Source organism: Mycobacterium sp. NGS34 (assembly GCF_059812845.1).
In genome coordinates this window covers 52535-78281 of the sequence record NZ_JCALDM010000009.1, presented here as the reverse complement: position 1 = coordinate 78281, position 25747 = coordinate 52535, and the positions used below count along the sequence as shown (strand labels likewise).

The 25747-nt window shown below is 67.2% G+C and carries 20 protein-coding genes, 1 tRNA gene and 2 pseudogenes; 9 read left to right on the top strand and 14 right to left on the bottom strand.

Annotated elements, in window-relative coordinates:
* Window positions 1-3 precede the first annotated feature (3 nt).
* The 3 genes from AC5Y7V_RS21725 (at window position 4) to AC5Y7V_RS21715 (ending at window position 3010) form a co-directional block, all read left to right on the top strand.
* Window positions 4-1482: an MCE family protein gene (locus AC5Y7V_RS21725; protein WP_499882097.1), complete on the top strand. Its 1479-nt coding sequence runs from the start codon at window positions 4-6 to the stop codon at window positions 1480-1482.
* The gene (locus AC5Y7V_RS21720) at window positions 1446-2171 is read left to right on the top strand and encodes an Rv1363c family protein (RefSeq protein WP_499882096.1); all 726 of its coding nucleotides are present in this window, start codon (window positions 1446-1448) and stop codon (window positions 2169-2171) included. Before AC5Y7V_RS21725 ends, AC5Y7V_RS21720 begins: the two co-directional genes overlap by 37 nt.
* A 62-nt stretch (window positions 2172-2233) precedes the next feature.
* Complete coding sequence (locus tag AC5Y7V_RS21715) at window positions 2234-3010, top strand: Rv1363c family protein (RefSeq protein ID WP_499882095.1); 777 nt, start codon at window positions 2234-2236, stop codon at window positions 3008-3010.
* A 1410-nt stretch (window positions 3011-4420) separates the two neighbouring features.
* Here the strand turns inward: AC5Y7V_RS21715 and AC5Y7V_RS21710 are convergent.
* Both AC5Y7V_RS21710 and AC5Y7V_RS21705 read right to left on the bottom strand, forming a co-directional pair.
* Entirely contained in the window at window positions 4421-4996 is a 576-nt protein-coding gene (locus tag AC5Y7V_RS21710) for a DUF6036 family nucleotidyltransferase (RefSeq protein ID WP_102419696.1), read from the bottom strand.
* Window positions 4996-5514 carry a helix-turn-helix domain-containing protein gene (locus tag AC5Y7V_RS21705; protein WP_232075540.1) on the bottom strand — a complete coding sequence of 173 codons (519 nt, stop codon included), beginning with the start codon at window positions 5512-5514 and terminating at the stop codon, window positions 4996-4998. The genes AC5Y7V_RS21710 and AC5Y7V_RS21705 overlap by 1 nt, the downstream gene beginning before the upstream one ends.
* Before the next feature lie 44 nt (window positions 5515-5558).
* Here AC5Y7V_RS21705 and AC5Y7V_RS21700 point away from each other — a divergent pair.
* A pseudogene (locus tag AC5Y7V_RS21700) lies at window positions 5559-5681 on the top strand (GNAT family N-acetyltransferase); the annotation flags it as partial.
* Between the two features lie 136 nt (window positions 5682-5817).
* On the opposite strand, the gene AC5Y7V_RS21695 reads toward AC5Y7V_RS21700, so the two are convergent.
* The 8 genes from AC5Y7V_RS21695 to AC5Y7V_RS21660 form a co-directional block, all read right to left on the bottom strand.
* Window positions 5818-5890, bottom strand: a tRNA-Arg gene (locus AC5Y7V_RS21695).
* A gap of 40 nt (window positions 5891-5930) precedes the next feature.
* A complete protein-coding gene (locus AC5Y7V_RS21690) occupies window positions 5931-6755 on the bottom strand; it encodes an LLM class F420-dependent oxidoreductase (protein WP_499882207.1) in 825 nt (274 codons plus the stop codon).
* A 24-nt stretch (window positions 6756-6779) separates the two neighbouring features.
* Window positions 6780-7835 carry a poly-gamma-glutamate hydrolase family protein gene (locus AC5Y7V_RS21685; RefSeq protein ID WP_499882094.1) on the bottom strand — a complete coding sequence of 352 codons (1056 nt, stop codon included), beginning with the start codon at window positions 7833-7835 and terminating at the stop codon, window positions 6780-6782.
* Between the two features lie 117 nt (window positions 7836-7952).
* Complete coding sequence (locus AC5Y7V_RS21680) at window positions 7953-9452, bottom strand: RNA polymerase sigma factor (protein WP_499882093.1); 1500 nt, start codon at window positions 9450-9452, stop codon at window positions 7953-7955.
* A gap of 160 nt (window positions 9453-9612) precedes the next feature.
* Complete coding sequence (locus AC5Y7V_RS21675; RefSeq protein WP_499882092.1) at window positions 9613-10317, bottom strand: hypothetical protein; 705 nt, start codon at window positions 10315-10317, stop codon at window positions 9613-9615.
* A 252-nt stretch (window positions 10318-10569) separates the two neighbouring features.
* Entirely contained in the window at window positions 10570-11826 is a 1257-nt protein-coding gene (locus tag AC5Y7V_RS21670; RefSeq protein ID WP_499882206.1) for an Nramp family divalent metal transporter, read from the bottom strand.
* Between the two features lie 92 nt (window positions 11827-11918).
* On the bottom strand, window positions 11919-12995 hold the full coding sequence (locus AC5Y7V_RS21665) for an NAD(P)H-dependent amine dehydrogenase family protein (protein WP_499882091.1): 1077 nt from the start codon (window positions 12993-12995) through the stop codon (window positions 11919-11921).
* Window positions 12996-13031: 36 nt separating this feature from the next.
* Window positions 13032-13823 carry an SDR family oxidoreductase gene (locus tag AC5Y7V_RS21660; protein WP_499882090.1) on the bottom strand — a complete coding sequence of 264 codons (792 nt, stop codon included), beginning with the start codon at window positions 13821-13823 and terminating at the stop codon, window positions 13032-13034.
* 280 nt (window positions 13824-14103) lie between these two features.
* Here AC5Y7V_RS21660 and pstS point away from each other — a divergent pair, with 280 nt between their 5' ends.
* The 3 genes from pstS to pstA all read left to right on the top strand — a co-directional run bounded on the left by pstS (window position 14104) and on the right by pstA (window position 17199).
* Window positions 14104-15219, top strand: a complete 1116-nt coding sequence (gene pstS, locus AC5Y7V_RS21655; protein WP_499882089.1) for a phosphate ABC transporter substrate-binding protein PstS — start codon at window positions 14104-14106, stop codon at window positions 15217-15219.
* An 11-nt stretch (window positions 15220-15230) separates the two neighbouring features.
* Complete coding sequence (gene pstC / locus AC5Y7V_RS21650) at window positions 15231-16223, top strand: phosphate ABC transporter permease subunit PstC (protein WP_499882088.1); 993 nt, start codon at window positions 15231-15233, stop codon at window positions 16221-16223.
* Between the two features lie 73 nt (window positions 16224-16296).
* Window positions 16297-17199, top strand: a complete 903-nt coding sequence (gene pstA, locus AC5Y7V_RS21645; RefSeq protein WP_499882087.1) for a phosphate ABC transporter permease PstA — start codon at window positions 16297-16299, stop codon at window positions 17197-17199.
* A 13-nt stretch (window positions 17200-17212) separates the two neighbouring features.
* On the opposite strand, the gene ku is transcribed toward pstA, so the two are convergent.
* From ku to AC5Y7V_RS21630, 3 genes and pseudogenes are all read right to left on the bottom strand, one after another.
* On the bottom strand, window positions 17213-18118 hold the full coding sequence (gene ku / locus AC5Y7V_RS21640) for a non-homologous end joining protein Ku (protein ID WP_499882086.1): 906 nt from the start codon (window positions 18116-18118) through the stop codon (window positions 17213-17215).
* A gap of 84 nt (window positions 18119-18202) precedes the next feature.
* A pseudogene (locus tag AC5Y7V_RS21635) lies at window positions 18203-19109 on the bottom strand (carbohydrate kinase family protein).
* Window positions 19106-20521: a mannitol dehydrogenase family protein gene (locus AC5Y7V_RS21630; protein ID WP_499882085.1), complete on the bottom strand. Its 1416-nt coding sequence runs from the start codon at window positions 20519-20521 to the stop codon at window positions 19106-19108. Before AC5Y7V_RS21630 ends, AC5Y7V_RS21635 begins: the two are co-directional and overlap by 4 nt.
* Before the next feature lie 47 nt (window positions 20522-20568).
* On the opposite strand from AC5Y7V_RS21630, the gene AC5Y7V_RS21625 reads away from it, so the two are divergent.
* Complete coding sequence (locus AC5Y7V_RS21625; protein ID WP_499882084.1) at window positions 20569-22836, top strand: ATP-dependent DNA ligase; 2268 nt, start codon at window positions 20569-20571, stop codon at window positions 22834-22836.
* The gene (locus AC5Y7V_RS21620; protein WP_499882083.1) at window positions 22833-24773 is read left to right on the top strand and encodes a fumarylacetoacetate hydrolase family protein; all 1941 of its coding nucleotides are present in this window, start codon (window positions 22833-22835) and stop codon (window positions 24771-24773) included. The genes AC5Y7V_RS21625 and AC5Y7V_RS21620 overlap by 4 nt, the downstream gene beginning before the upstream one ends.
* Here AC5Y7V_RS21620 and AC5Y7V_RS21615 read toward each other — a convergent pair.
* A complete protein-coding gene (locus AC5Y7V_RS21615) occupies window positions 24770-25684 on the bottom strand; it encodes an SAM-dependent methyltransferase (protein WP_499882082.1) in 915 nt (304 codons plus the stop codon). The genes AC5Y7V_RS21620 and AC5Y7V_RS21615 overlap by 4 nt on opposite strands.
* Window positions 25685-25747: the final 63 nt, after the last annotated feature.

The following is a 25747-nucleotide window of genomic DNA, read 5'->3' as shown; positions in this document are numbered from 1 at the left end:
ATCATGCTGAACCGACTCCCCCGACGCGTCAAACTCCAGCTGGCGGTTTTCGCGACGGTCAGCACCGCCGCGGCCGCCATCATGTTTTTCGCCTACATGCAGATACCGACCTTCTTTTTCGGGATCGATCGGTATGAGGTCACGGTCAAACTGCCGCAGGCGGGTGGCCTGTATGCCGGCGGGAATGTCACCTACCACGGGGTCGAAGTCGGTCGGGTGCAGGCCGTGCGCCTGACCGATAGCGGCGCCGAGGCGGTGCTGCGGATGGACTCGGATTTCCATATCCCGGCCGATTCCGGCGCCCAGGTGCATAGCGTGTCGGCGATCGGCGAGCAGTACGTCGAACTGCTGCCCCGCAGCACGGCCGGGCCGCCACTGAAAGACGGTGACGTGATACCGGTCGACCGCACGTATGTCCCGCCGGACATCAATTCGCTGTTGGCGGCCACCAACCGCGGACTGACCGCGATCCCACGGGACAACCTGAAAACGGTGGTCGACGAGTCGTATGTCGCAGTCGGCGGGCTCGGGCCGGAACTTTCCCGGCTGGTGAAAGGGACGACTGCGCTGTCGATCGACGCCCGAAAGAACCTGGACGCACTGGTCAACCTGATCGACAACTCCAAGCCGCTGCTCGACAGTCAGATCGACTCATCGGACGGAATCCAGGCGTGGGCCTCACACCTGGCGGCGATCACCTCGCAGTTGCGCAACAACGACTCCTCGGTTGCGGGCCTGCTGCATAAGGGTGGCCCAGCCGCCGCCGAGGCACGCGATTTGTTCGACCGGCTGAACCCCACCTTGCCGATCGTCCTGGCCAACCTGGTCAGTGTCGGGCAGGTAGGCGTCACCTACCGCGACAATCTGGAATCCCTTCTGGTGGAGCTGCCACAGGGGACCGCCGACATCCAAGCAATCGGCGTGGCCAACAAAGACACCAAACAGCCCTACCACGCCCCCTACCTGAGCTTCAAGCTAAACCAAAACTGGCCGCCGCCGTGCACGACGGGATTCCTGCCGGCCCAGCAGCAGCGGGCCCCCAGCTACGAGGACTACCCGGATGTTCCGAAGGGGGACTTCTACTGCCGGGTGCCACAAGACTCGCAGCTCAACGTGCGCGGCGCGCACAATCTGCCGTGTGAGACCCGCCCCGGCAAGCGGGCGCCGACCGTCAAGATGTGCGAGAGCGACGAGACGTACGTTCCGCTGAACGACGGCTGGAACTGGAAGGGCGATCCGAACGCAACATTATCCGGTCAAGGTGTCCCGCAGTTCAGGCCGGGGGAGGAGCCAGCGGGGCAGGTCCCCGCACCGTCGCCGCCCGGTCCGGAACCACCGCCGATCGCGGCCGTCCAGTACGACCCAGCCACGGGCATGTATGTGGGTCCCGACGGGCGTATGTACACACAACGAGACCTGGCCCGTGGTGCCACAAAGGAGCAAACATGGCAAAGCATGCTGATGCCGCCCAAGACGAACTGAGCGCGGCAGGCCGTCCGTCTACGTCCGCGGCGGCGCCGGGGCAGAGCGACGGCGATTCAACGCAATTGCCCAACAGGATCACCTCGAAAGACGAGAACGCCGAGGCGGTACCCGCGGACGAGTCCGATGCGGCCGACGACTATGACACTGCCGTCGATGAAGACGCCGACGACGCTTCCAAAGACGCCGCGCCGCCCAAAAAGAGGGTCACGCCGGTGCGGCTGGCAGCGGCGTTGGGTTTGGTGACGGTCGTTGCCTTGGCCGCGGTCGCCGGATGGTTCGGGTACCGGGGATATCAGTCACGCCAGGCCCAACAGCAACGCGAGCTGCTGGTTCAGGTCGGGCGGCAAGGCGCGCTGAACCTGACCACAATCGACTGGCACCACGCCGACGCTGACGTCCAGCGCATCCTGGACTCCGCGACGGGTCAGTTCTACGACGATTTCTCCCAGCGATCAAAACCTTTCGTTGATGTGGTCAAGAAGGCGCAGTCCACGTCGGTGGGGACAATCACCGACGCGGGTCTCGAGTCGCAATCGGGCGACGAAGCCCAGGTTCTGGTGGCTGTATCCGTTAAGACCTCGAATGCCGGTGCGGCCGAACAGGATCCGCGGCATTGGCGAATGCGGATAACGGTGCAGAAGGTCGGCGGTGGCGCAAAAGTCTCCAATGTCGGATTTGTACCGTGAGCAGGCCGTTGTCCGGCAACCGCCGACACCGGGCTCTGCCAACCAGAAAAGGAACTATCGCAGTGCGGCTCAATACCGATCGCAAGACCGATCCGGACGCAACCGAGGTCTCCGAGGAGAAGGCTGGGCAGGTCGCCAGCCAGACGAGCGAACCCGAGGCGATCGGCGACGCGGAGACCATCACCAATGACGCCGAAGACCGGGCCGAACCTGCCGAGGACACGAGCGACGGGGACGCGGAAGACGTTGCCGAATCGGGCGACACGTCCTCTGATGATGCTGAAGCCGATGATGTTGAAACCGAAGAAGATGTCAAAGACGTTGAGCCGCCGGAACGTAAACGCCGAATCAGCCGGATCAAATGGTCGCGGGTGCTTGTCTTCTGGATGCTTCCAGCGGTCGCAATGATGATCGCGGCGGCCGCGGGTTATTTGAAGTGGCAAGACGCGTGGGTCCGGGATTCGGCGGTCGCCGGTATCGAGTCGGTCGCGGCCGCTAAGGATTCCACCGTGGCAATACTGTCTTACCAGCCCGACACCGTCGATAAAGACCTAACTGCCGCGCGGGACCGGTTGACCGGCAAGTTCAAGGACTCCTACACACAGTTGGTCCATGACGTCGTGATGCCTGGCGCCAGAAAGGACCACATTTCGGCGATCGCCACCGTTCCCGCGGCGGCGTCGGTGTCGGCGACTCCCAACCACGCGGTTGTCCTGGTGTTCGTCAACCAGACCGTGACTGTTGGCAATGATGCGCCCACTGACACCGCATCCACTGTCCGGGTGACGTTGGACAAGAGCGGCAGCCGTTGGCTGATCTCCTCTTTCGACCCCATCTAGTCGGAAAGCGCGGTGGCCCAAGGGATATGCGCGGCAGCATTACAGGGTCGTCTGTGTCGGGCCGAAATTCTGGCACAACGTGTACGGCGGCGTGATGGAGTCTGCACATCCTTGGGCCTTCACCACGTATGTCGCCCCAGGCCGGTAGAAGTAGTACATGCGCACCGTCTCCTGACCGGACTTATATGCGCAATGCCCAGGCGAACCGTCGCCCGCTATAGATACACACACCACCTGCGAGTTGGGGACGGCAGCTGTGGTGCACGGCCCCGGATGCATCGTGACCAACACCTTGCTCTCTCCGGATACCTGTACAACTTCAGGCTGTGTGAGCACAAAGGAGCACTGTCCGGATGCATCTTCCCCCGACGGCGATGCGTGCGAGACGCCGGCCGATCCGACGGGAACGAGCGCCATCCCGATAACTAGTCGAAAAGCCGTGAGACAGCGAGACATCTTTGAATAATACAAGTCAGCGCCCCGGCTAGGTAGGGTTTGAAGCGCACGCTTGCGAGTCGAACTACGCTGGCCCCACAACAGATTTCGAGCCCAGCGCGGTATCAATACCCCGTGGAGACTCGGTGAGCTTCCCATTTTGCTGGCACGGCCACAGATCATTCACACGTGAGTGTTCTCGTATAGCGAGGTCATGGTCGCTGGACCAACCAGATAGATGTTCTCGGCCGCTTATGCTCACGGTTTATCGCTAGGGTTGATGAATTCGGGGCGGCCATCGGCAAGGTTCGGCAATGAATTTTGGCGAGGCGTTTGACTATATCTCGGCGAGATGCGCCAGGGGCTTTTGGCGCAAGCCGCTACGCCACCGGCCAGCTCGCTCGTCCTGTGAGAACCTCCAAGCGGACGAGTCCCGCGGGTGTCGGCTCCGGTCGAATCCTGCGCAGTTTCTTCCGGTGGAAAAGTGAGCAGGTTTACGGGGTTGAGTCTCCAATCGTTGAAGGGTGCTCACTTTTCGACCGGAACTACCTGCTCAATTTTCGACCGGAACCGACACGCGGGGTCGAAGCGCCTCTGGCCCCGCCATATTGGGCCATCTGACGCTACATCGCGCCACGGCGTGTCCCAGATTCACCGACCAAACACCGACCACGGATCAGCGTTGACGGAGGGTCGGCAGGACCAGAGCCGCCCTTGGCAGAGAAGCCGACTTGTCTCACGGTGATTGCCGCGACGCATTAGCACCTCTAACGTCGTCCCGAGCGACGTAGGGCGACATATCGGCGCCCCATCCGGTTGGCACGTCTGCGAGCGGCGGGCGAACGTGTAGCCGGAACCTGATGGATCAATAGCGGTTATCCATAATGTGGCAGTACTCGGAAGAAGTGCCTCGCGGCGAAGTGACATCCTTTCCCAATCCTGGCCAATCCCAACGCCGCGGCTGCGGTTCGCGAGCTACTCAACACTGTTTGTGCGGTGAGCGAGCCAGGCGGCTGCGCGTTGGGAGGCTCTCCCAAAGCGTTCGGGTACGGTCGCGAGGCGCGTTGCGATCACTTGCGGGTCAACAAGATCAGCAGTGATCAGTGCGTCGACGAAGTTCAAGTCCTTCTCTCGGAGAGCACACAATTTCGCAACACACAGGTCTTCCTTGTCGAGGCACCATCCGATGAATTGAGGTTCGCCCGATGGGGCGGCGGTGTTCTCGTTCTGGACCTTGACCAGTCGATCGCGCCATCCGCCGGGCAGTGTCGAGGTCTGCAGGTCTACGGCGTCGATACTGAAGCCGTGAAGCTGCTCAAATGGGGAGAATTCGCCCGCTGCTCCTTCGATTTCGTCTGCGAGACGGGTGATTTCACCGGTGTTGTCGGCGATCGGGAGAACGTCGATTTCCGCCGATCTGGTGGCGTAGAAGGGCAGCTGATCTTCGGTGTAGGTGCCGAGGATCGCTTGGGAGCCGACGATGATCACTTCAGTCAGGCCCGCGATTTGGCAGGCAGTCCGGATAGCGTGCTCAAGCTGGTCGCGCCGCATCAGCGCACCGTGCGCAAAACGCGGATGCGCTCCTCATCGCGGAGCAGTCCACCCATCGGTGAGACTTCGCGCATCTCGATGCAATCGCGGCTGAGTCCAGTAAGGACGCGATGAAGGCCGGGTACGTCGCCGCTTCTCATGAGTGATTCCCAGCGGTCGAGGTTTCTCATGTGTGGCTGGCCGGTGACGCCGGACCGCAATCGTCGCAGGTTGTGCTCGATCGCGGGTTGCCATTGTGTGAGAGTCGACCGCCTCAGGTGTCTGGCCAGCTCGCGGTGCAGTTTCCACGAGCGGCGTTCGGAACGTGTCAGCTTGGGAGTGACCGGCTGGCGGGTGATTTCGAGTCGGTACCCCATACAGGACAGCAGTCGGTCGAGCTGCTCATCGCTGAGTTCAACCTTGTCGGAGAGGAACTGGCTGATGCTCGGCTGGTGCACACCGCTGAGCCGAGACAACTCGGACTGGGTGGTGCCTGTTTCGTGCATCACCGTCCGCAATACGTCACTCCGACCGCTCATGCCCAACTATAGCATTTTCTACTATAGATAGCGGGGGCCGTTTTGTGCGCGTGCCGCACGATGAGGTCCGCACGTTCTACGCCAACTTCGAGTTTTGGGCGTCTTCGACCGATCCGCTGCATTTGATGCTGTTGATGAAGGACGCCCGCGCGCTCATCGTCGGCTGATGCAACGCGATTGACTATCGCGGGCCAGGCTGCGCCAGCTGACGCCAACCAATCACCGACCACAGCACCGACCAGAACCAGCCGAGGCCAGTCGGCAGACATCTGAAAACCATCGCTGAACTGCGCAAACACCAAGTGCCCCCGGCAGGATTCGAACCTGCGACACCGGCTTTAGGAGAGCCGTGCTCTATCCCCTGAGCTACGAGGGCGGACGGGCTGAGCTTACCGGGGACAGCACGCAAGACGCCGTCACCGCAGTTCGGCGATGACCTTCGCGAAGGTGTCGAGGCGGTTGTCCTGCACGGTGAAGGATGTCAGCCCGTACTTTTCGCGCAGGCCGCGCAGGGTGTCGGCCATCTCGCGGGGTGACCCGCTGAGCACCGACGGCATGGACAGCAACTGCTCATCGGACAGCTCGGGTGCGTACTGGCGGGTCATCCTCAGGTCGGGTGCGCTCTCGCCCTCGGGCGGCATCGCCGTGATCACCATGTTCAGTTCCAGCGCGTCGAACCGCTCACCCGCGGCGTTGCGCACGAACTCAATGCGTTCGGCCAGAGGGTCGTCGACCTCGCGCACCCGGGCGCCGGTCAGCCCGATGATGTCGGCGTGCCGGGCGGCTATCGTCAGCACCCGGTCGCCGTTGCCGGCGATCAGGATGGGCGTCGTCGGCTGATGTTCCTTGAGGTAGGTCGTCATGTGTTCGAGGTAGTCGACGCGGGCCCCGGCGCTCGGGTATGGCAGCTCGGCGGCCTCGAATTCCTCCCGGACATAGCCGGTTCCGAGCCCGATCTCGAGCCGGCCCTCGCTCAGCATGTCGAGGGCCTGCAGGTCCCTGCTGAGCAGGGCCGGCTTGTAGAACGCGGCGTTGAGCACATACATGCTGAGCTTGATCTTGGTCGTCACCATCGCGACCGCGGTCAGCGTCGGCGACGGTGCCGCAGCGCCGAGATGGTCGGGCACGCACAAGATGTCGTAGCCGAGATCTTCCGCGCGCTTCACCTTGTCGACCAACGCGGAGCGCGACTTGAAGAAGCGCATGCTCAGTCCGAAGCGAAAATCCTTGCCCACCAACAACCTCCGTTCAGCGACCAAAAACACTTACCAGGAACGCGCGGCGGCCGCCAGCCCCCGCACCAGGGCGGAGGTCACCGGCGACAAGCCGTCGGCGCCCGGCAGCGGGCTGCGTGGGCTGAGACCCCGCACCCGGACCGATAGTTCCAGCTGCGTCCCGCCGTCGCGCACACGGTTCACCGGGTTGTCGGGATGCAGGCCCCGCAGCTCGCGCGGGATGTCGTCGATGTCGGTGACGACCTGATACCCGGGCAGCCGGATGTGCCGCGCCAGGTGGGCCGCCAGCGCGCGGTTGTGTCCCCCGGCGAGCAGCTGGGTGCCACGCCCGATGCGCCCGTAGCCGTGCAGCGAGACGGCGACGTCGACGTGATCGAGAAACTCGGCCAGTCGCGGCGATTCGTCCGGGTCGTAGCGGGCCGACGGCAGGTGGTGCGGGTAGCGGTCGGGATGGCGCACCACGTACACCGAGGCGTCGGCCGCCTCGGCGGCGCGTTCGGCGATGACGTCGGTCATCTCTTCCAGGCCGCCGCCGTGGATCGCCAGAAAACCGAAACGCGACCGCAGCCGGCTCTCCTCGGTCACCCCGGGCTCGCTCAACAGCGCCGAAAGTGATTGCGGCGCAGGGGTTTTTGCGATGACAGGTCGAGGCCAGCGGGACGGATCCCAGCGGCGCAGGAAGTCGATCCATCGTTGCGGCAGCCCGTGCTGCGCGGCGCCGTCGATGATCCTGGGCAGATAACCCGGGCGGGGCGGGCCCGGGATCACCCGGTGATCGATGTAGACCCAGGCCGGTGTCGGCCCGTCCCCGGTGTGGACGGTAAGCCGGTCGCGCCGGTACCGCACCGGCACGCCCTCGGCGCTGTCCAACGTCGCCAGGTCGTCGTCGGAGACTTGCCACAGCACCCCATGGACCTCGTTGCCGGCGAACGGTTCGACGGTGGCCACGCCGCGCTTGTTGATCAGCCAGTCGTGGTCGGCCAGCACCGCCGGTCGCGGGTCCGCGGCGTCGGGGCAACGCAGCGCCATCTGCCTGACGCACAGATTCGACCCGTATGCGAAATAGGGGTGCCGGCGGGCCGGCATCTAGGCAGTCACCGTCTGGGCGCTGAGATGTTGGACCAAGCGAACTCCCGCGAGCCTCTCCACGGACGACGACGTTCTCATAGTGCCGTACCGGGTGACCCGCGCGCTACGTGCCGGTCACCTGAGGATCGGGCCGGACGGACTCGACGGCGGTGGTGGGGGCGGCGGGTTCGGCTTAGGCGGAGGGAGCGGCCGAGGTGGGGCCGGTGTCCCGGACGGGGGCGGCGCCTTCGGCGGCGACGGCGGCGGAAACCTCGGCGGCGGCGGGAGCGTTCCCGACGGCGGCGGCGGCAACACGATCGGCGGCGGCAGTATCACCGGCGGTGGCAGCACCACGACGGGCGGGGGCAGCACTACCGGCGGGGGCGGCGCGACCGGCGGCGGCGGGGGCGCCACCGGCGGCGGTTCGACCGGCGGTGCGACCACCGGCGGGGCCGGGGCGACCGGCGCCTGGACCGGTGGCGGCGAAAAAATAGGCGCGGGAGGATTCGCGGGCGGAGCGGGTGGGACCTGGTTGGCGGCGGGCGGTGGGGCCGGTTTCATCATCGGCGCGGGCGCGGTCCCACTTAGCTCGGTCGGGGTGATGGCCGTCTTGTGGTGGTACAGCAAGCTGTACATCAACCCCAGCGCGAGGAGGAAGGTACCCGCGAACAGCGCGATCCACGGGATCAACCGGCGTGCCCGCTGCGGTTGGGCGGCGTCGAGGTAGCCCCCGTCATGCTCGTCCGCGCCGCCGGCGGTCGGTGGGTAAGCGTCGTCCGACCAGGCGTGGCCGTCTCCGCTGCCGTCGGTGGTGAGGTCGCTGTCGGCCGAAGTCAGCCGGATCTGTCCCAGTGTTTGATCCCGCAGCCAGCCGGGCGCGGGGATCAGCACCGGCGCCGCACCCAGCAGCGCGACCGGGTTGACCATGCGGCGACGTTCCTCGTCGCAAATGGAACATGACTCGATGTGGCGGGTGATGCGCTTGCGCATGAGCACGCTGAAGCGCCCGTCCCAGCCCGCCAAGATCGTGCCCAGCTCGGCGCATTTGTCGGCGGTGTGCTGGGCGCGGCGGGCCACCAGCAGCGCACCCAACGACGATTCGATGGTGTTGCGCAGCCGCGACACCATCTTGTTGGCGGTGCCGGGGCTGACTTCCAACGCGTTGGCCAGCTCGGGCCCGTCCAGCCCGTGGCGGTAGGCCAGCTCCAGCACCGCGCGGTCTCGGTCGCCGAGCCCGCCGGCGGCCTCGGCGACGAGCGCGGCCAGCTCGTTGCGCGCGGCCAGGGTGTCGGGTCCCGCGTCGTGCGAGGCGGCCTCGGGCAGCTCGTCGGAGACCTGTTCGCGGCGGCGGTCGCGGATGCAGCGCAGCGCCTCGTTGCGGGCGATGGCATAGAGCCAGGGGCGCAGCCGCTCGGGGTCGCGCAGCTTGGGCAGTTGAGTCGCGGCGGAGCAGAAGACGTCCTGCACGCAGTCGGCCGCGGTGTCGCGATCGCGGACCATGCCGATGCAGAAGTCGTGCAACCGGTCGGCGTAACGGTCGTAAATCATGGCAAAGGCGCGACGGTCACCCGTCGCCGCCGCGCGGGCCAGCTCCCCGTCGCTGACGATGTCAAAGTTCGATAGTGCGGTCGTCACATCGTCTCCCCAGCCGATGAGGCGTCGGTGCCCCTCGTGCGAGAACCGACGCTGCGAATAAGTGTGCGCGCACAGCGGTGAAATAGCACGAGAAATTCCAGCTCCGTGGTGGGCGCATGGGAGGTCAGGAGCAATATCAGCCTGGCCGGGACCCGCGTGCTCACTTGCAGACGCCCTGCACGAGGTGGTGCGGCGGCAGGCACAGCACCGGCGGTGGCGGGGGCGGCGGCAGCTTCGGCGGCGCGGGCAGCGGGGGCAGCTTGGGCGGCACGGGCAGCGGCGGCAGCGAAGGCGGCGGCGGTAGCTGCGGCGGGGGAGCCGGGACCCAGACAGGTACTGGCGGAGGCGCATTCACCACGACCACCGGGCCTTCGGGAGCGGCGGCGGGCGGGGCGCCCGGGTCGGGTGCCGGCGCGGGGTTATCCGGCGGGGGCGCGACCACCGCGACGGGGGCCGGGGCACTGGGCGTGGCGTCGACCGGGGCCTGCGCTGGGCCGTTGTCCGGCGGGGGCACGACCGCGGCGGCGGGCGCCGGTGCCGCCGAGGCGGGAAGGGCCGCGGGCACGGCTGTTGAGCCCGAAGTCACGGCCACGGACCGGGGTTGGGGCGAGCTGCTGAGGAAGGTTATGCCCAGCGCGACGCCCGCACCGATCAGGCCGACGACGCCCGCGGTGACCCACAGCTTGTCGATGGACCTCGGCTTGGCCGGGGGGAGGGGGTTCGGCGGAAACTCGTGGCCGGACGGCCGATCGCCGGACTCGTCGGTCGGCTCGCCGAGCGGACTCGATGCCCAGGCCCAGGCCTCGGTGACGTCGTCGACGCGCGGTGCGAGGGCGGTTCGATCCATGTCGTCCCAGGTGCTCATCAGGTGCTTCTTTCGGTGCGGGTCGCGGCCCCGGTTGGGCCGCCGTCACAGGTAAGAGGACGCACCCGGCGTGAGTCGGACATTTTTTGAAGACTTTTTTCTGGCGGTGCCGCGGCGGGCATCATTAGGCTGGCCCGCGCCGCTTGCCAGGTCTTGGTGAAGTTCTTGCGATTTCCTTGCGACCGCTCTTCGTCGAGATCGACGTTGGCGCGAAGAAGTGCGAGTGAGCTGCACGCCACCGTCGATCTCGGATCAGCCCGCCACGGTCAGATAGATGAGCACCACGTTGAGCACGCTGACCATGACGGCGACGCCCCAGCCGATGACAGTGGTGACGGGATGGTTGGCGTCGGTACCCATGAGGTCGCGGTTGCTGGTGAGCCTGACCAGCGGAAGCACGGCGAACGGGATGCCGAAGGACAGCACGACCTGCGAGATGACCAGCGCGCGCGTCGGGTCCCAGCCGAGTGCCAGGATCGCGACGGCCGGGCACAGCGTCGCCAGCCGGCGCACCAGCATGGGGACCGACAGGTGGAGCAAACCCTGCATGATCATGGCGCCGGCGTACGCGCCCACCGACGACGACGCCAGGCCGGACGCGAGCAGCCCGATCGCGAACAGCACGGCGATCGTCGGGCCCAAGGTGTTGTGAATCGCGGTGTAGGCGCCGTCGATGGTCGCGCTTTCCCGGTGGCCCTGCAGGTTGATCGCGGCGACGAGCAGCATCGCCGCGTTGACCAACCCGGCGACGGCCATCGCCAGCACGACGTCGACCCGGGTGACGCGCAGCAGCCAGCGCCGGTCGTGGCCGGGCGCGGGATGCCCATGCCGGTCCAGGACGAGGCCCGAGTGCAGATACACCGCGTGCGGCATCACGGTGGCGCCGAGGATGGCGGCGGCCAGCAACACGCTTTCGGTGCCGTGGAACCGGGGGAGCAATCCCGCCATCACGGCCTCGGGCGGTGGTGTGGCGACGAAGAAGCTCGCCGCGAAGCCGACGGCGATGACGAGCAGCAGGCCCGTGATGACGCGCTCGAAAAGGAGTTGCCCGCGGCGGTCCCGGATCGTCAGCACCAGCATCGAGACCGCCCCGGTGATGATCCCGCCGACCGGCAGCGGCAGGCCGAACAGGATGCGCAGCGCGATCGCCCCGCCGATGACTTCGGCGACATCGGTTGCCATGGCGACGATTTCGGCCTGCGCCCAAAACGTCAGCCGGAGCGGCCGGCCCATCCGTTTGCCGATCGCCGCGGGCAGCGACCGTCCGGTCACCAACCCGAGTTTCGCGGACAGGTACTGCACCAGGCCCGCCGCCACGTTGGCCGCGACGATGACCCACAGCAGCAAATAGCCGTACTGCGAGCCGGCGCTGACGTTGGCCGCGACGTTCCCCGGGTCGACGTAGGCGATCGCGGCGACGAACGCCGGGCCGAGCAGATACCAGCTCGTCTTGAGCGAGGCCTCGGTGCCCTGCGCCAACGTATCGGCCCTCGATCCACATTCTCGAATAAAAAAGTTAGGTTAACCGAATACACCATCGGGTGGTGCACGCCGGGACAACCCGCCTTGCGAGAACCGAGGTAGTGGGCGTTTCCGAGTCGTCAGCTCGGAACGTAGAGCCCCCGTCCGGTGACGAGGGGCAGGTCGAGGGTCGTCACGATGCCCGGCGGGGCGGCCACCACCGCGGGGATCGCGTTGACGACCCGCATCGCGGTGGCGACCAGTCCGGCGTGGTTGTGATCGCCGTTGGGGCTGCTCAGGCAGACGTCCATCGCGTACGACGGTTCGCCGGTGATCTCGATGCGGTAGGAGCCGCCTTCCTGGGCGGGCTGCGGCCAATCGGGACGCAGGTCCTCGCGCAACCGGGTGACGTGTTCCAGGACGACGACGGGGTCGCCGTTGACCATTCCGAAGACCTCGAACCGCAGCCCGGCGGCGGTGCCCTTGGCGATGTGCCCCGAGGCGATGTCGAAGTCCTCGGGCGCGGGCTCGCGGATGTATTCCTCGGCGATGCTGTCGAGCGTGATGCCCAGGCCCGCAGCCAATTGCCGCACCACCGATCCCCACGCCAGGCTCAGCACGCCGGTCTGCAGCAGCATCGGGATCTCGTCGAGGGGCTTGCCGAATCCCATCACGTCGAACATGACGGCGGCGCTGTCGTAGGTGGCGTAGTCGACGATCTCCATGCACCGGATCTGCTGGATGCTCTGACAGGTGCCGGCCAGTGCCAGCGGCAGCAGGTCGTTGGCGAAGCCCGGGTCGATGCCGTTGACGTACAGACTCGAATTGCCTTCGCGCGCGGCATCTTCCAGCGGCTTGATGAGCTCCTCGGGGATCACTTCCCAGGGGTACTGGAGAAAGACCGGCCCGCTGCCGACGACGTTGATTCCGGCGGCGAGGACCCGGCGGTAATCCTCGAGAGCCTCGGGCAGGCGATTGTCGGCCAGGGCGTTGTACACGGCGCACTGCGGACCCGTGGCGAGCACGGCGTCCAGGTCGGTGCTGGCCAGCACGCCGGTCGAATCCGCAAGTCCGGCAAGCTCCGCCGCGTCCTTGCCGGCCTTGGCATCCGACGACACCCACACGCCTCTGAGCTCGAACTCGGGATTGGTGATCAGCGCCTTGAGCGCGTGGACGCCGACGTTGCCGGTGCCCAATTGAACGACAGGTATGGCCATGGCGGGCTCCTTAGTGGGTCTTTAGCGGCCTTCAGCTCACAGGTCCGGGACGGGGATGTCGAGGTTGGGGAAGGTGAGGCCGCCGTCGACCTCCAGCGTCTTGCCGGTGAGGAAGCTGCCGGCCGGGGACGCCAAATAGACTGCGGCGGCGGCGATGTCGACGGGGTCGCCGAGGCGGCGCATCGGGGTGACCTTCTCCATCGGGGCGCGCAGCTCCTCGTTGGAGGCCACCACGTCCAGCGCCGACGTCAGGATCGACCCCGGCGCGATTGCGTTGACGCGGATGCGCGGGCACAGGTCCAGCGCGGCCAGCCGGGTGTAGTGAGACAGCGCGGCCTTGGCGGTGCCGTACGCGGCGAACCCCCGTCCGGCCAGCCTGCCCATGGTCGACGTGATGTTGATGATGCTGCCGCCGCCGGAGTGCTCCAGCATCAACGGCACCGCCGCGACGGTCAGCGCGTGCGCCGTGGCGACGTTGAAGGTGAACGCTTCCTTGAGGTCCTTGGTCGAGGTGGTCAGCAAGGTGTTGGGCATGGTCCCGCCGACGTTGTTCACGACGATGTCTAGTTTGCCGAAGGCCTCGACGGCCAGATCGGCCAATTCCGCGGTCGACTCGGGATGGGCCAGGTCGGCGGCGACGGCGTGGGCGCGGCGGCCGGTGGCGCGGACCTGCTCGGCGACGGCATCTAGTTGAGATTGCGTGCGCGACGCGATCAGCACATCGGCGCCCGCCTCGGCGAAAGCCAGCGCGATGGCCGCACCGAGGCCGCGCCCGCCACCTGTGATGACGGCGACTTTGTCGTCCAGACGGAACCTGTCAAGGATCATTGCGGCCTCTCTATTCGAGTTGTCCGGCGACACGGTAACAGACCTCGCCGACTCCGATAACGGCATTTCTGAAACAGGTTCTAGTTTGTCATAACGGCGCCGGGATGCAATGCCCCCGAGGCCCCAATTGCCTGCTCGTTGGCGCGGTGACGAACGCCGGACAGAATTCTCCGACCGTTAACCTTGTTACTGTTAGCTACATGGCTGCGAGTGATGGCTGGATTGCCGCGCCGCAGCCTCCGGCGGCGGCGACGTTTCATACCTACTGTTAGGAAGCGAATTGAAACTGAACCGATTTGGCGCCGCGCTGGGTGTCGTGGCTAGCGCCGCGTTGGTGTTATCCGGGTGTGGCAACGACAACAACAATGCAAGCGGGGGGAGTGCGACTTCCGGCGCGTCCGCGGAGAAAGTGAGCTGCGGCGGGAAGAAGACCCTCAAGGCCAGTGGCTCGACGGCCCAGGCCAACGCGATGACCCGCTTCGTCAACGCCTTCGAGCAGGCGTGCCCGGGTCAGACCCTGAACTACACGGCCAATGGTTCGGGAGCCGGGATCAGCGAATTCAACGGCAACCAAACCGATTTCGGCGGCTCCGACTCGCCGCTGGCCCAAAAAGAGTACGACGCGGCCCAGCAGCGCTGCGGCTCGCCGGCGTGGAACTTGCCGGTGGTGTTCGGCCCGATCGCGATCACCTACAACGTCAAGGGCGTCAGTTCGCTGAATCTGGACGGCCCGACCGCGGCGAAGATCTTCAACGGCGCCATCACCACCTGGAACGATCCGGCGATCGCGGGCCTCAACAGCGGAACCGCCCTGCCGGCCGAGCCCATCCACGTCGTCTTCCGTAACGACCAGTCCGGGACCACGGACAACTTCCAGAAGTACCTCGACGCGGCCTCCAACGGCGCATGGGGCAAGGGCGCAGGCAAGACGTTCAACGGCGGAGTCGGTGAGGGCGCCAAGGGCAACGACGGCACCTCGGCCGCGATCAAGGCCACCGAGGGATCGATCACTTACAACGAGTGGTCGTTCGCCAAGGCCCAGAACCTGAACATGGCCAAGATCGTCACCGCGCCCGGGACCGACGCGGTCGCGATCAGCGCCGACTCGGTGGGCAAGACGATCTCCGGTGCCACGGTCAAGGGACAGGGCAACGACCTGGTGCTCGACACCAACTCGTTCTACAAGCCGACGCAGGCCGGTTCGTACCCGATCGTGCTGGCGACCTACGAGATCGTTTGCTCGAAGTATCCCGATTCCCAGGTCGGCCCGGCCGTGAGGGCGTTCCTGCAGAGCACCATCGGCGCGGGCCAAAACGGCTTGGCGGACAACGGATACATTCCCATTCCGGACTCGTTCAAGTCGAAGTTGTCGACTGCGGTCAACGCGATCGCGTGATCCGTGATGCCATGACCCGCGGAGCGATTGCCAGTCCCTCGACTGGGATTCAGCCTGCGCTGAAGGCAACCGATCCCCGCAAGGCGCACCGCGGCGACCGACTGTTCAAGTTGGTCGCCGCGGCGGCCGGGTCGACGATTGTCATCGCGATCGCGCTGATCGCGGTATTCCTGTTGGTTCGCGCGATCCCGTCATTGCGCGCGGATCACGCGAACTTCTTCACCAGCGCCGAGTTCAACACCACCAAGGCGGACCACCTGGCGTTCGGCATCCGCGACCTGTTCATGGTCACGGTGCTCAGTTCGGTTAGCGCCCTGGTGCTGGCGGTGCCCGTCGCCGTCGGGATCGCGGTATTCCTCACCCAATACGCGCCGAAGCGGCTGGCGCGACCGTTCGGCGCGATGGTCGACCTGCTGGCCGCGGTGCCGTCGATCGTCTTCGGGTTGTGGGGAATCTTCGTGCTGGCGCCCAAGATCGAGCCCCTCGCGGAATTTCTCAACCGCAACCTGGGCTGGTTGTTCCTGTTCAAGCAGGGCAACGTGTCCTTGGCCGGCGGCGGCACCATCTTCACGGCGAGCATCGTGCTGTCGGTGATGATCCTGCCGATCATCACCTCGGTGTCGCGCGAAGTGTTCCGCCAGACCCCGCCCATCCAGATGGAAGCGGCGCAAGCTCTGGGCGCCACCAAATGGGAGGTGGTGCGGATGACCGTGCTGCCGTTCGGACGCAGCGGTGTCATCGCGGCCTCGATGCTGGGGCTGGGCCGGGCCCTTGGCGAGACCGTGGCGGTGCTGATCATCCTGCGGTCCGCCGCCCGCGCCGGCAGCTGGTCGCTGTTCGACGGCGGCTACACGTTCGCTTCCAAGATCGCTTCCGCGGCAGCCGAATTCAGCGAGCCCCTGCCGACCGGGGCCTACATCTCCGCCGGGTTCGCGCTGTTCGTCCTGACCTTCATCGTGAATGCGAGCGCGCGTGCGATCGCCGGCGGGAAGGTCAACGGATGACGCGCGCCGGCGACGATTTTGTCCGTAGCGATGGGGTGGGGGCACCGCCCGCTTGCGGGGGAGAGTGGCGCGAATGACGATCGACGCGCTCGACCTGCCGGTCAAACCGGACGTCTTCAGCCCGCTGAGCCTGCGGCGGCGGATCACCAACAACGCCGCGACGACGTTCTTCGTCGCCTCGTTCCTCGTCGCCCTGGTGCCGCTGGTGTGGGTGCTGGGCGTGGTTCTCGCGCGCGGCTGGTACGCCGTCACCCGCTCGGGTTGGTGGACCCACTCGCTGCGCGGCGTGCTGCCCGAGGAGTTTGCCGGCGGGGTGTACCACGCGCTGTACGGGACGTTGGTGCAGGCCGGCGTGGCCGCCGTGCTGTCCGTGCCGCTGGGCCTGATGACCGCGGTGTTCTTGGTGGAATACGGGACCGGACGGCTGGTCCGGCTGACGACGTTCATGGTCGACGTGCTGGCCGGGGTGCCCTCGATCGTCGCCGCGCTGTTCATCTTCAGCCTCTGGATCGCCACCCTGGGCTTCCAGCAGAGCTCCTTTGCCGTCTCGTTGGCGCTGGTCTTGCTGATGTTGCCCGTGGTGGTGCGGTCCACCGAGGAGATGCTCAGGCTGGTGCCGGACGATCTCCGCGAAGCCAGCTATGCCCTGGGCGTTCCCAAATGGAAGACGATCGTGCGGATCGTGATCCCGATCGCGATGCCGGGCATCGTCTCGGGTGTGCTGCTCTCCGTTGCGCGCGTCATCGGGGAAACCGCGCCGGTGCTGGTCCTGGTCGGCTACAGCCGCTCCATCAACCTCGACATGTTCCACGGCAACATGGCCTCGCTGCCGCTGCTGATCTACACCGAGCTCACCAACCCCGAGCACGCCGGGTTCCTGCGCATCTGGGGTGCGGCGCTGAGCCTGATCATCATCGTCGCGGTGATCAACCTGGTGGCCGCCGGGTTCCGCTTCGTGTCTTCTCGGCGGCGCTGACCACCCAGCGCGGTCAGGACTTCGATGCGGCCTTCTTGGCCGGCGCCTTTTTGGCCGGCGTCTTCTTTGCCGGCGCTTTCTTCGCCGCCGCCTTCTTGGCCCCCGAACCGGCCCCGGCCTTGCCGTCGCCGGAGCGGGCCTTGACGCTGGCCTCCAGCTTGGCCAGCAGGTCGGAGACGTCCTCGGTCTCGTCCAGTTCTTTGGGCTGCTCCTCGGAGGTAAACGCTTCGCCGCCTTCGAGTTTCGCCTCGATCAGCTCCTGCAGCTGCTCCTGGTAGGTGTCGTGGTAGCGGTCGGGGTTGAAGTCCTCGGCCATCGATTCCACCACCTGCCCGGCCATCTTGAGCTCCGCGGGCTTGATGTCGACCTTCTTGTCCAGCACGGGGAAGTCGGGATCGCGGATCTCGTCGGGCCACAACAACGTGTGCACCACCATCACGTCGCGCTTGCCGAAGTCCTTGACGCGCAACGCCGCCAGCCTCGTCTTGTTGCGCAGCGTGAAGTGCACGATCGCCATCCGGTCGGCCTCGGCGAGCGTCTTGGCAAGCAGCACATAGGATTTCGATGACTTCGAATCCGGCTCGAGGAAGTAGCTGCGGTCGAACAGCATCGGGTCGACCTCGCTGGCCGGGACGAACTCGAGCACCTCGATCTCGCGGCTGCGTTCCTCGGGCAGGGTGGCGATGTCGTCGTCGGTGATGATCACCGATTGGCCGTCGGGCGACTCGAAGGCCCGGGCGATGTCACGGTATTCGACGACCTCGCCGTCTTTCTCACAGATGCGTTGGTAGCGGATGCGGCCGTTGTCCTTGGCGTGCACCTGATGAAACTTGATGTCGTGGTCCTCGGTGGCGCTGTACACCTTGACCGGGACGTTCACCAGTCCGAACGCGATCGAACCCTTCCAGATGGAACGCATGTAAGTCAGTATGCCCATACCGCCCCCAGCAAAACAGCGCAGCACGCCCGCACCGCGGACTTTCGGGCACAGCTAATTTCTCGACTACGGCAGAAGGGCCCGCAGGCCGTCCCGGTCGGGCAGGGCGGCGCCGGCGCGTCCGACGGTCCAAGCCGAGGCCAGGCTGGCGGACTGCAGCGCGACGGTGAGCGCGTCGAGCCCGATCCGGCCCAGGGCGGCCCGCTGGGCGGCGCCCAACATACCCATTTCCCAGAGCGCGTCCAGCAGGCCGACCATGAACGCGTCACCCGCGCCGACCGTGTCCACCACGTCGACCGGCCTGGCGGTCACCCGGGCCTCGCCGGCCGGGCAGAACGCCACCGCGCCCCGAGCGCCCATCGTCACCACGACGATCCACGGGCCCGACGCCAGCCACGCTCGGGCCGTGGACTCGGGGTCGCGGTCGGGATCGAACCAACTCAGGTCCTCGTCGCTCGCCTTGACGATGTCGCTGCGCTCGACGAGGCGGGCGATGCGGTCGCGGGCCTGAAACCGGTCGGCGATGAGCGAGGGGCGCACGTTCGGGTCGAAACTGACGGTGGCCGATACCCGGTACGCGTCGAGCAGGGCCGCGACCGCCAGGCACCCCGGCTCGCGCACGGCGGCGATCGATCCGGTGTGCACCAACAGCGGCGGCGCCACTGCGGGGTGCGCCGGACAGCCGCCAATCCAGGTCGAACGCGTAGGCCACCGACCCGTCGTCCGCGAGCGTCGCGACCGCGGTCGGTGTCCGGCCCGCCGAGGCGCTCCCCGAAACAAGCTGCGCGCCAGCGGCTTTCACATAGCCGGCGATTCGGCGGCCGCGTTCGTCGTCGCCGATGTGCGTCACGAAATCGACATCGCGACCCAGCCTGGCGAGCCCGACGGCGACGTTGAGCGGGCTTCCGCCCACATGCTCCGCGGCGCCGACGATGTCGATCAGCGCTTCGCCGATGACCAGCGCGCGGGTCACGGCCCGACACCGTTCAGCAACGAGTCCAGGGTCGCCCGCGCCCCGCGGGCGTGCAACGAATCCAGCGCCCAGCGATACGCCTCGACGAAGCGCGGTTCCTGCGCCAGATCGCCGAAAAGCTCGGCGTTTTCGATGAACGCGGTCGGATGCTCGCGTTGCGACCGTGCGACGGGCACCAGCGAGTCGGCGAGGTTGTCGACGACGTCGATCGGTTGGCCCCGTTCGTCGACCGCCTCGGCGTAACGTGCCCAGCTCGCCACGGTGGCCGCCGCGAGCCGCACGGGCCCGCCGGCGCGCAGGTTGTCGCGGATCACCGGAAGCAGCCATTTCGGGATTCGGTCGGAGGAATAGGCGCACAACCGTGCCACGGTGTCGCGCACCCCCGGGTTGGCGAAGCGTTCGATCAGCCCACGGGTGTAGGCGTGCAGGTCGATGCCGGGGACGGCCCGCAGCGTCGGCACCGCCTCGGAATCGAAGTAAGCCAAGAGGAATTCGGCCAACAGCGGGTCCCGCGCCGCGTCGTGCACCATGCGGTACCCGCACAGCGCGGCGAAGTAGCACAGGCATTGGTGGCCGGCGTTGAGCAGCCGCAGCTTCATCGCCTCGTATGGGCCGACGTCGTCGACCAACAGGACGCCCGCCTCCTCCAGCGGCGGGCGGCCGTCGGCGAAATCGTCTTCGAGCACCCACGCGGCAAACGCCTCAGCCACCACCGGCCACTCGTCGGCGACGCCGAAGTCGCGCTCCACGCCGGCCGCGATCTCCGGCGTGGTGACCGGGGTGATGCGGTCCACCATCGAACACGGGAACCGGGCGTGCTCGCCGATCCAGTCGGCCAGCGCCGGGCGCACCAGGTCGGCATGCGCGATGACGGCCCGGCGCGCGATCTCGCCGTTGTGCTCGATGTTGTCGCACGACAGGATCGTGGGGGCGGCGATGCCGCGGTCGCGGCGCCGGGCAAGGGCCTCGGCGATCAGGCCGAAAACCGAGCCGGCGTCCCGGATCTGGTAGCCGCCCTCGGTGATGGTCATCGAGATGATGCGCGTCGCCGGCGCGGCGAGCAGCTCAATGGTGGCCGACGGGTCGTCCGGCGCATACCGGCAGTCGAGGATCGAGCCGATCACCCGCGCCTCGCGGCTGCCGTCCGGATGCTCCAAAACCAGCGTGTACAGGCCGTCCTGGGCGCGCAGGACGTCGCGCATCCGGCGATCGGCCGGCATCACCCCGATGCCGCAGATGCCCCACTCCCGCGCCCGGCCCCGCTCGAGCAGCCCGTCGAGGTAGGCAGCCTGATGGGCGCGGTGAAAGCCGCCGACCCCGAAATGCGCGATGCCGGCCGCGACGCCGTCCCGGTCATAGCCCGGTGTCGCGATCGGCAGCCGTCCCAGGGCGGCGCTGCTCAGCCGAACCACGGCTTCGACGGTACCGGCGGCCGCGCGGAAACAACTAGGTTGACGTTATGGCTTCCACAGCACGGGCGCGGGTCACGCTGACCAACGCCGACAAGGTGCTGTATCCGGCCACCGGGACCACCAAGGGCGACATCTTCGACTACTACACCCGCATCGCCGAGGTGATGCTGCCGCACATCGCCGGGCGCGCGGCCACCCGCAAGCGCTGGCCCAACGGCGTCGAGCAGGAGTCGTTCTTCGAAAAGCAGCTGGCGTCCTCCGCGCCCGACTGGCTGCCGCGGGCCAGCGTCACCCACCGCTCTGGAACGACGACCTACCCGATCATCGACAGCGTCGACGGGCTGGCCTGGATCGCGCAGCAGGCGGCGCTGGAGGTGCACGTGCCGCAGTGGCGCTTCGTCGCCGAGTGGACCCGCAGCCGGGCCGAAGAGCTCAAGGCTGGACCCGCAACGCGATTGGTGTTCGACCTGGACCCCGGCGAGGGCGTGACGATGCCGCAGCTGTGCGAGGTCGCCCACGCCGTGCGGGGGCTGATGAGCGACATCGGCCTGACCACTTTTCCGCTGACCAGCGGCAGCAAGGGGGTGCACCTCTACGCGCCGCTGGACAACCCGGTGAGCAGCAAGGGTGCGACCGTATTGGCCAAACGCGTTGCCCAGCAACTGGAAACGGCGATGCCGAAGCTGGTCACCTCGACCATGACCAAGAGCCTGCGGGCGGGCAAGGTATTCCTCGACTGGAGCCAGAACAACGGCTCGAAGACCACCATCGCGCCGTATTCGCTGCGCGGGCGGGAACAGCCGACGGTCGCCGCGCCGCGCACCTGGGACGAACTCGAAGACCCTTCGGTGGGCCAATTGCGGTACGACGAAGTGCTGGAACGGGTTTCCCGCGACGGCGATCTGCTGGCGGAGCTGGACGCCGACGCGCCAGTCAGCGACCGGCTCAGCAAGTACCGCAGCATGCGGGACGCGTCGAAAACCCCCGAGCCCGTGCCGGCCGGAAAACCCATTACCGGCCAGGGCAATTCGTTCGTCATCCAGGAACACCACGCCCGGCGGCTGCACTACGACTTCCGGCTGGAGCGCGACGGCGTGCTGGTGTCATGGGCGGTACCCAAGAACCTGCCCGAGACCACATCCGTCAACCACCTGGCCGTCCACACCGAGGACCACCCGCTGGAATACGGTGCGTTCGAGGGAAACATCCCCAAAGGGGAGTACGGCGCCGGCAAGGTGGTCATCTGGGATGCCGGCACCTACGAGGCCGAGAAGTTCCTCGATGACGAGGTCATCGTCAACCTGCACGGCAACCGGATCTCCGGGCGGTACGCGCTGATTCAGACCAACGGCGACCAGTGGCTGGCGCACCGGATGAAGGACCAGAAGGTCTTCGACTTCGGCAACATCACCCCAATGCTCGCCTCGGAGGGTTCGGTGACCGGCCTCAAGGCCGGGCAGTGGGCCTTCGAGGGCAAGTGGGACGGCTACCGGCTCCTGGTGGAGGTCGACCACGGCTCGTTGCGGATCCGGTCGCGACGCGGCCGCGAAGTCACCAAGGAGTATCCCGACTTGCGTTCCCTCGCAGCGGATCTGGCCGAGCATCACGTGGTGCTCGACGGGGAGGCCGTCATCCGGGACGAGAACGGTGTGCCCAGCTTCCACGAGATGCAGAACCGCGGACGCGGTTCCCGCGTCGAGTACTGGGCGTTCGACCTGCTCTACCTGGACGGCCGCTCGCTGCTGCGCGCGCGCTACTCCGACCGGCGCAAGCTGCTCGAAATCCTTGGCGGCGGCGGCAATCTGATCGTCCCCGACCTGCTGCCCGGTGACGGCGCCCAGGCACTCGAGCACTCCCGCCGCTACGGATGGGAGGGCGTGGTCGGGAAGAAGCGTGACTCCACGTATCAGCCGGGCCGGCGTTCGGCGTCGTGGATCAAGGACAAGAACTGGAACACCCAGGAGGTCGTCATTGGCGGCTGGAAGGCGGGCGAGGGCGGACGCACCAGCGGAATCGGCTCGCTGCTGATGGGGATCCCCGGCCCCGACGGGCTGCACTTCGCCGGACGCGTCGGCACCGGCTTCACCGAACGCGACCTGGCGAACCTGAAAACGACGTTGGCGCCGTTGCGGACCGACCAATCCCCATTTGACCCCCCGCTGTCCCGGCTGGACGCCAGGGGCGTGACGTTCGTCGAGCCGGTCCTGGTCGGCGAGGTGCGCTACAGCGAATGGACGCCGGATGATCGGTTGCGCCAATCGAGTTGGCGCGGGCTGCGGCCGGACAAGGAACCAAGTGAGGTGGTACGCGAGTGAAGTGGTTGACCTTTCTCGGCAATGACGGCGAACGCGCCGGGGTGCTGTCCGGCGACACCATCTACGCGATGCCGCCGGGCGTGACGCTGCTCGAGCTGATCGGCCGCGGCGCCGACGGACTGCGCCAGGCCGGCGAAGACGCGTTGCGTTCCCCGGCGGCGGTGGCGCGGCTCGACGAAGTCACGTTGCTCGCGCCGATCCCGCGCCCGCCGTCAATCCGGGACTCCCTGTGCTTCTTGGATCACATGCGCAACTGCCAGGCCGCGATGGGCGGCGGCCGCGAGCTCGCCGACACCTGGTACCGCATCCCCGCGTTCTATTTCGCCTGCCCGGCAACCGTTTTGGGACCCTACGAAGACGTGCCGGCGGCGCCCGGAAGCGCGTGGCAGGACTTCGAATTGGAGATCGCCGCCGTCATCGGCGTCGGCGGCAGTGACCTGACCGTCGAGCAAGCCGAACGCGCCATCATTGGCTACACCATCTTCAACGACTGGTCCGCCCGAGACTTGCAGCAGCGGGAAGGCCAGCTCGCGATCGGGCAGGGCAAGGGCAAGGACAGCGGGGTCACGCTGGGCCCCTGCCTGGTCACGCCCGACGAGCTCGAGCCGCACCTCCGTGAAGGCAGGCTCGACCTGCAGGTGACCGCATTGGTCAACGACACCGTGATCGGCTCGGGGTCGACCGCCCAGATGGACTGGACCTTCGGCGAGGTCATCTCCTACGTCTCGCGCGGCGTGACCCTCACGCCCGGCGACGTCATCGGCTCCGGGACCGTGCCCACGTGCACGCTCGTCGAGCACCTCAATCCCGCCGCGCCGGAATCGTTTCCGGGCTGGCTGCACGACGGCGACGTCGTCACCCTGCGGGTCGAGGGATTGGGGGAGACCCGGCAAACCGTGCGCGCCAGCGCTCCGCCGCACCCCCTGACCGCCCGGCCCAACCCGGACGCGGCGCCCGCCCCGGCCCGGGTCAACCGGGCGCCGGCGAAGGTGCCCTACACCCGCGGCCTGCACGAGGTCGCCGACCGGGTGTGGGCGTGGACACTCCCGGATGGCGGCTACGGGTGGAGCAACGCCGGGCTGGTCGCCGGCGACGGCGCCTCGCTGCTCGTCGACACGCTGTTCGACCTGGCGCTGACCCGCGAAATGCTCACCGCGATGCGGCCGATGACCGAACGCGCGCCCATCACCGACGCCCTGATCACCCACTCCAACGGTGACCACACCCACGGCAACCAGCTGCTCGACGCGTCGGTGCGTATCCTCGCCGCGCAGGGCACGGCCGACGAGATCGCGCACGGCATGGCGCCCGAGATGCTGGCCATGACGCAGACCGCCAACCTCGGCCCGGTCGCCACCCCGTACGTGCGAGATCGCTTCGGGCCCTTCGACTTCAGCGGCATCAAACTGCGCAACGCCGACCAGACGTTCGATTACGAGCTGACGATCGACGTCGGCGGACGCCGGATCGACCTGCTGAACCTGGGCCCCGCCCACACCGCCGCCGACTCGGTGGTGCACGTGCCCGATGCCGGGGTGCTCTTCGGCGGCGACCTGCTGTTCATCGGCTGCACCCCGATCGTGTGGGCCGGCCCCATCGCCAACTGGATCAGGGCATGCGATGTGATGATCGCGTTCGACGCCCCGATCGTGGTGCCCGGCCACGGTCCGGTCACCGACCCGGACGGGATCCGCGCGGTCCGTGGGTATCTCGCGCACGTCGCCGAACAGGCCGAGGCCGCCTACCGCAAGGGCCTGTCCTGGTCCGAGGCCGCCGACACCATCGACCTCGGCGAGTACGCGACCTGGCTGGACGCCGAGCGCGTCGTCGTCAACGTCTATCAGCGCTACCGCGAACTGGACTCGGAAACACCACAATTGGAGGCGATGGCCCTGCTCGCGATGCAGGCCGACTGGCTCGCCAAGCGGACCGGTTAGGACTTGATCGCCCGCACGAACCTGATCGTGGCCGCCGGGCCGTGCTCGGACTCGAGCAGTTCCGGCAGGCCCGCCGCGGTGAACAGGTCGCCGAGCGAAAACGTCGTCGTGTCCCAACCGTCGGCGCCCAGGTGCGCGGCGACGTCGGTGTGCTTGCCGGGGTAGGTCAGGGCGGCGATGTCCATGTCGAGCCCGTGGCGGCGCCAGCCCTCGGTCGTGCGCAACGCCTGCTCCTTCGATTGCTGCGAAGCGTCGTTGAGCGACCCGTAGTCGGCCGCGAAGCGACTGCCCTCCGCCGACAACGGGGTGATCGAGTCAAGCAGGCGGACCTCGGCGTCCGGCGGCAACCAACCGATGAGCACGCCCTCGGCCAGCCATGCGGTGGGTTGGGCGGGGTCGAAGCCGGCGTCTTGGAGCGCCGCCGGCCAATCCTCGCGGAGGTCGATGCCGATGGCGCGCAGTTCGGCCGTGGGGGCCGCGCCGATCTGCGACAGCGTCGCGGTCTTGAACGCGATCACCTCGGGCTGATCGATCTCGTAGACGGTGGTCCCGGCCGGCCAGGAAAGCCGGTACGGCCGCGCGTCGAGGCCCGACGCCACGATGACGACCTGGCGCACCCCCGCCTTGCCGGCCGCGGCGAAGTAGTCGTCGTAAAACCGGGCGCGGGCGGCGAACGTGTCGACCATGCGGGGGAACGGGACGTCCCTCTCGAGATCGTCGGAGTCGAGCTCGCCGCTGGCCAGCTTGGTGAACACGTCCAGGCCGACGGCGCGGACCAGTGGCTCGGCGTACTCGTCGGTGATGACCGGCTGCGGACGTCGGGTCGCGGCCGCGCGCGCGGCGGCGACCATGGTGGCGGTGGCGCCCACGCTGTTGGCCAGGTCCCAGGAATCACCCTCGCTTCGTGTCATGGTTTGCATGCTAGGCCGGGGTCCTGAACGTCAGCTGAGTCGCTTACGGTTCACCTATGCCCG

Coding starts and splice junctions, on each gene's coding strand:
- AC5Y7V_RS21725 (WP_499882097.1), top strand. CDS start 4: ATGCTGAACCGACTCCCCCGACGCGTCAAACTCCAGCTGGCGGTTTTC.
- AC5Y7V_RS21720 (WP_499882096.1), top strand. CDS start 1,446: ATGGCAAAGCATGCTGATGCCGCCCAAGACGAACTGAGCGCGGCAGGC.
- AC5Y7V_RS21710 (WP_102419696.1), bottom strand. CDS start 4,996: ATGCGGCGCGACCAGCTTGAGCACGCTATCCGGACTGCCTGCCAAATC.
- AC5Y7V_RS21705 (WP_232075540.1), bottom strand. CDS start 5,514: ATGAGCGGTCGGAGTGACGTATTGCGGACGGTGATGCACGAAACAGGC.
- AC5Y7V_RS21685 (WP_499882094.1), bottom strand. CDS start 7,835: ATGCCGGCCCGCCGGCACCCCTATTTCGCATACGGGTCGAATCTGTGC.
- AC5Y7V_RS21675 (WP_499882092.1), bottom strand. CDS start 10,317: ATGAGCACCTGGGACGACATGGATCGAACCGCCCTCGCACCGCGCGTC.
- AC5Y7V_RS21665 (WP_499882091.1), bottom strand. CDS start 12,995: ATGGCCATACCTGTCGTTCAATTGGGCACCGGCAACGTCGGCGTCCAC.
- AC5Y7V_RS21660 (WP_499882090.1), bottom strand. CDS start 13,823: ATGATCCTTGACAGGTTCCGTCTGGACGACAAAGTCGCCGTCATCACA.
- pstC (WP_499882088.1), top strand. CDS start 15,231: ATGACCCGCGGAGCGATTGCCAGTCCCTCGACTGGGATTCAGCCTGCG.
- pstA (WP_499882087.1), top strand. CDS start 16,297: ATGACGATCGACGCGCTCGACCTGCCGGTCAAACCGGACGTCTTCAGC.
- ku (WP_499882086.1), bottom strand. CDS start 18,118: ATGCGTTCCATCTGGAAGGGTTCGATCGCGTTCGGACTGGTGAACGTC.
- AC5Y7V_RS21625 (WP_499882084.1), top strand. CDS start 20,569: ATGGCTTCCACAGCACGGGCGCGGGTCACGCTGACCAACGCCGACAAG.
- AC5Y7V_RS21615 (WP_499882082.1), bottom strand. CDS start 25,684: ATGACACGAAGCGAGGGTGATTCCTGGGACCTGGCCAACAGCGTGGGC.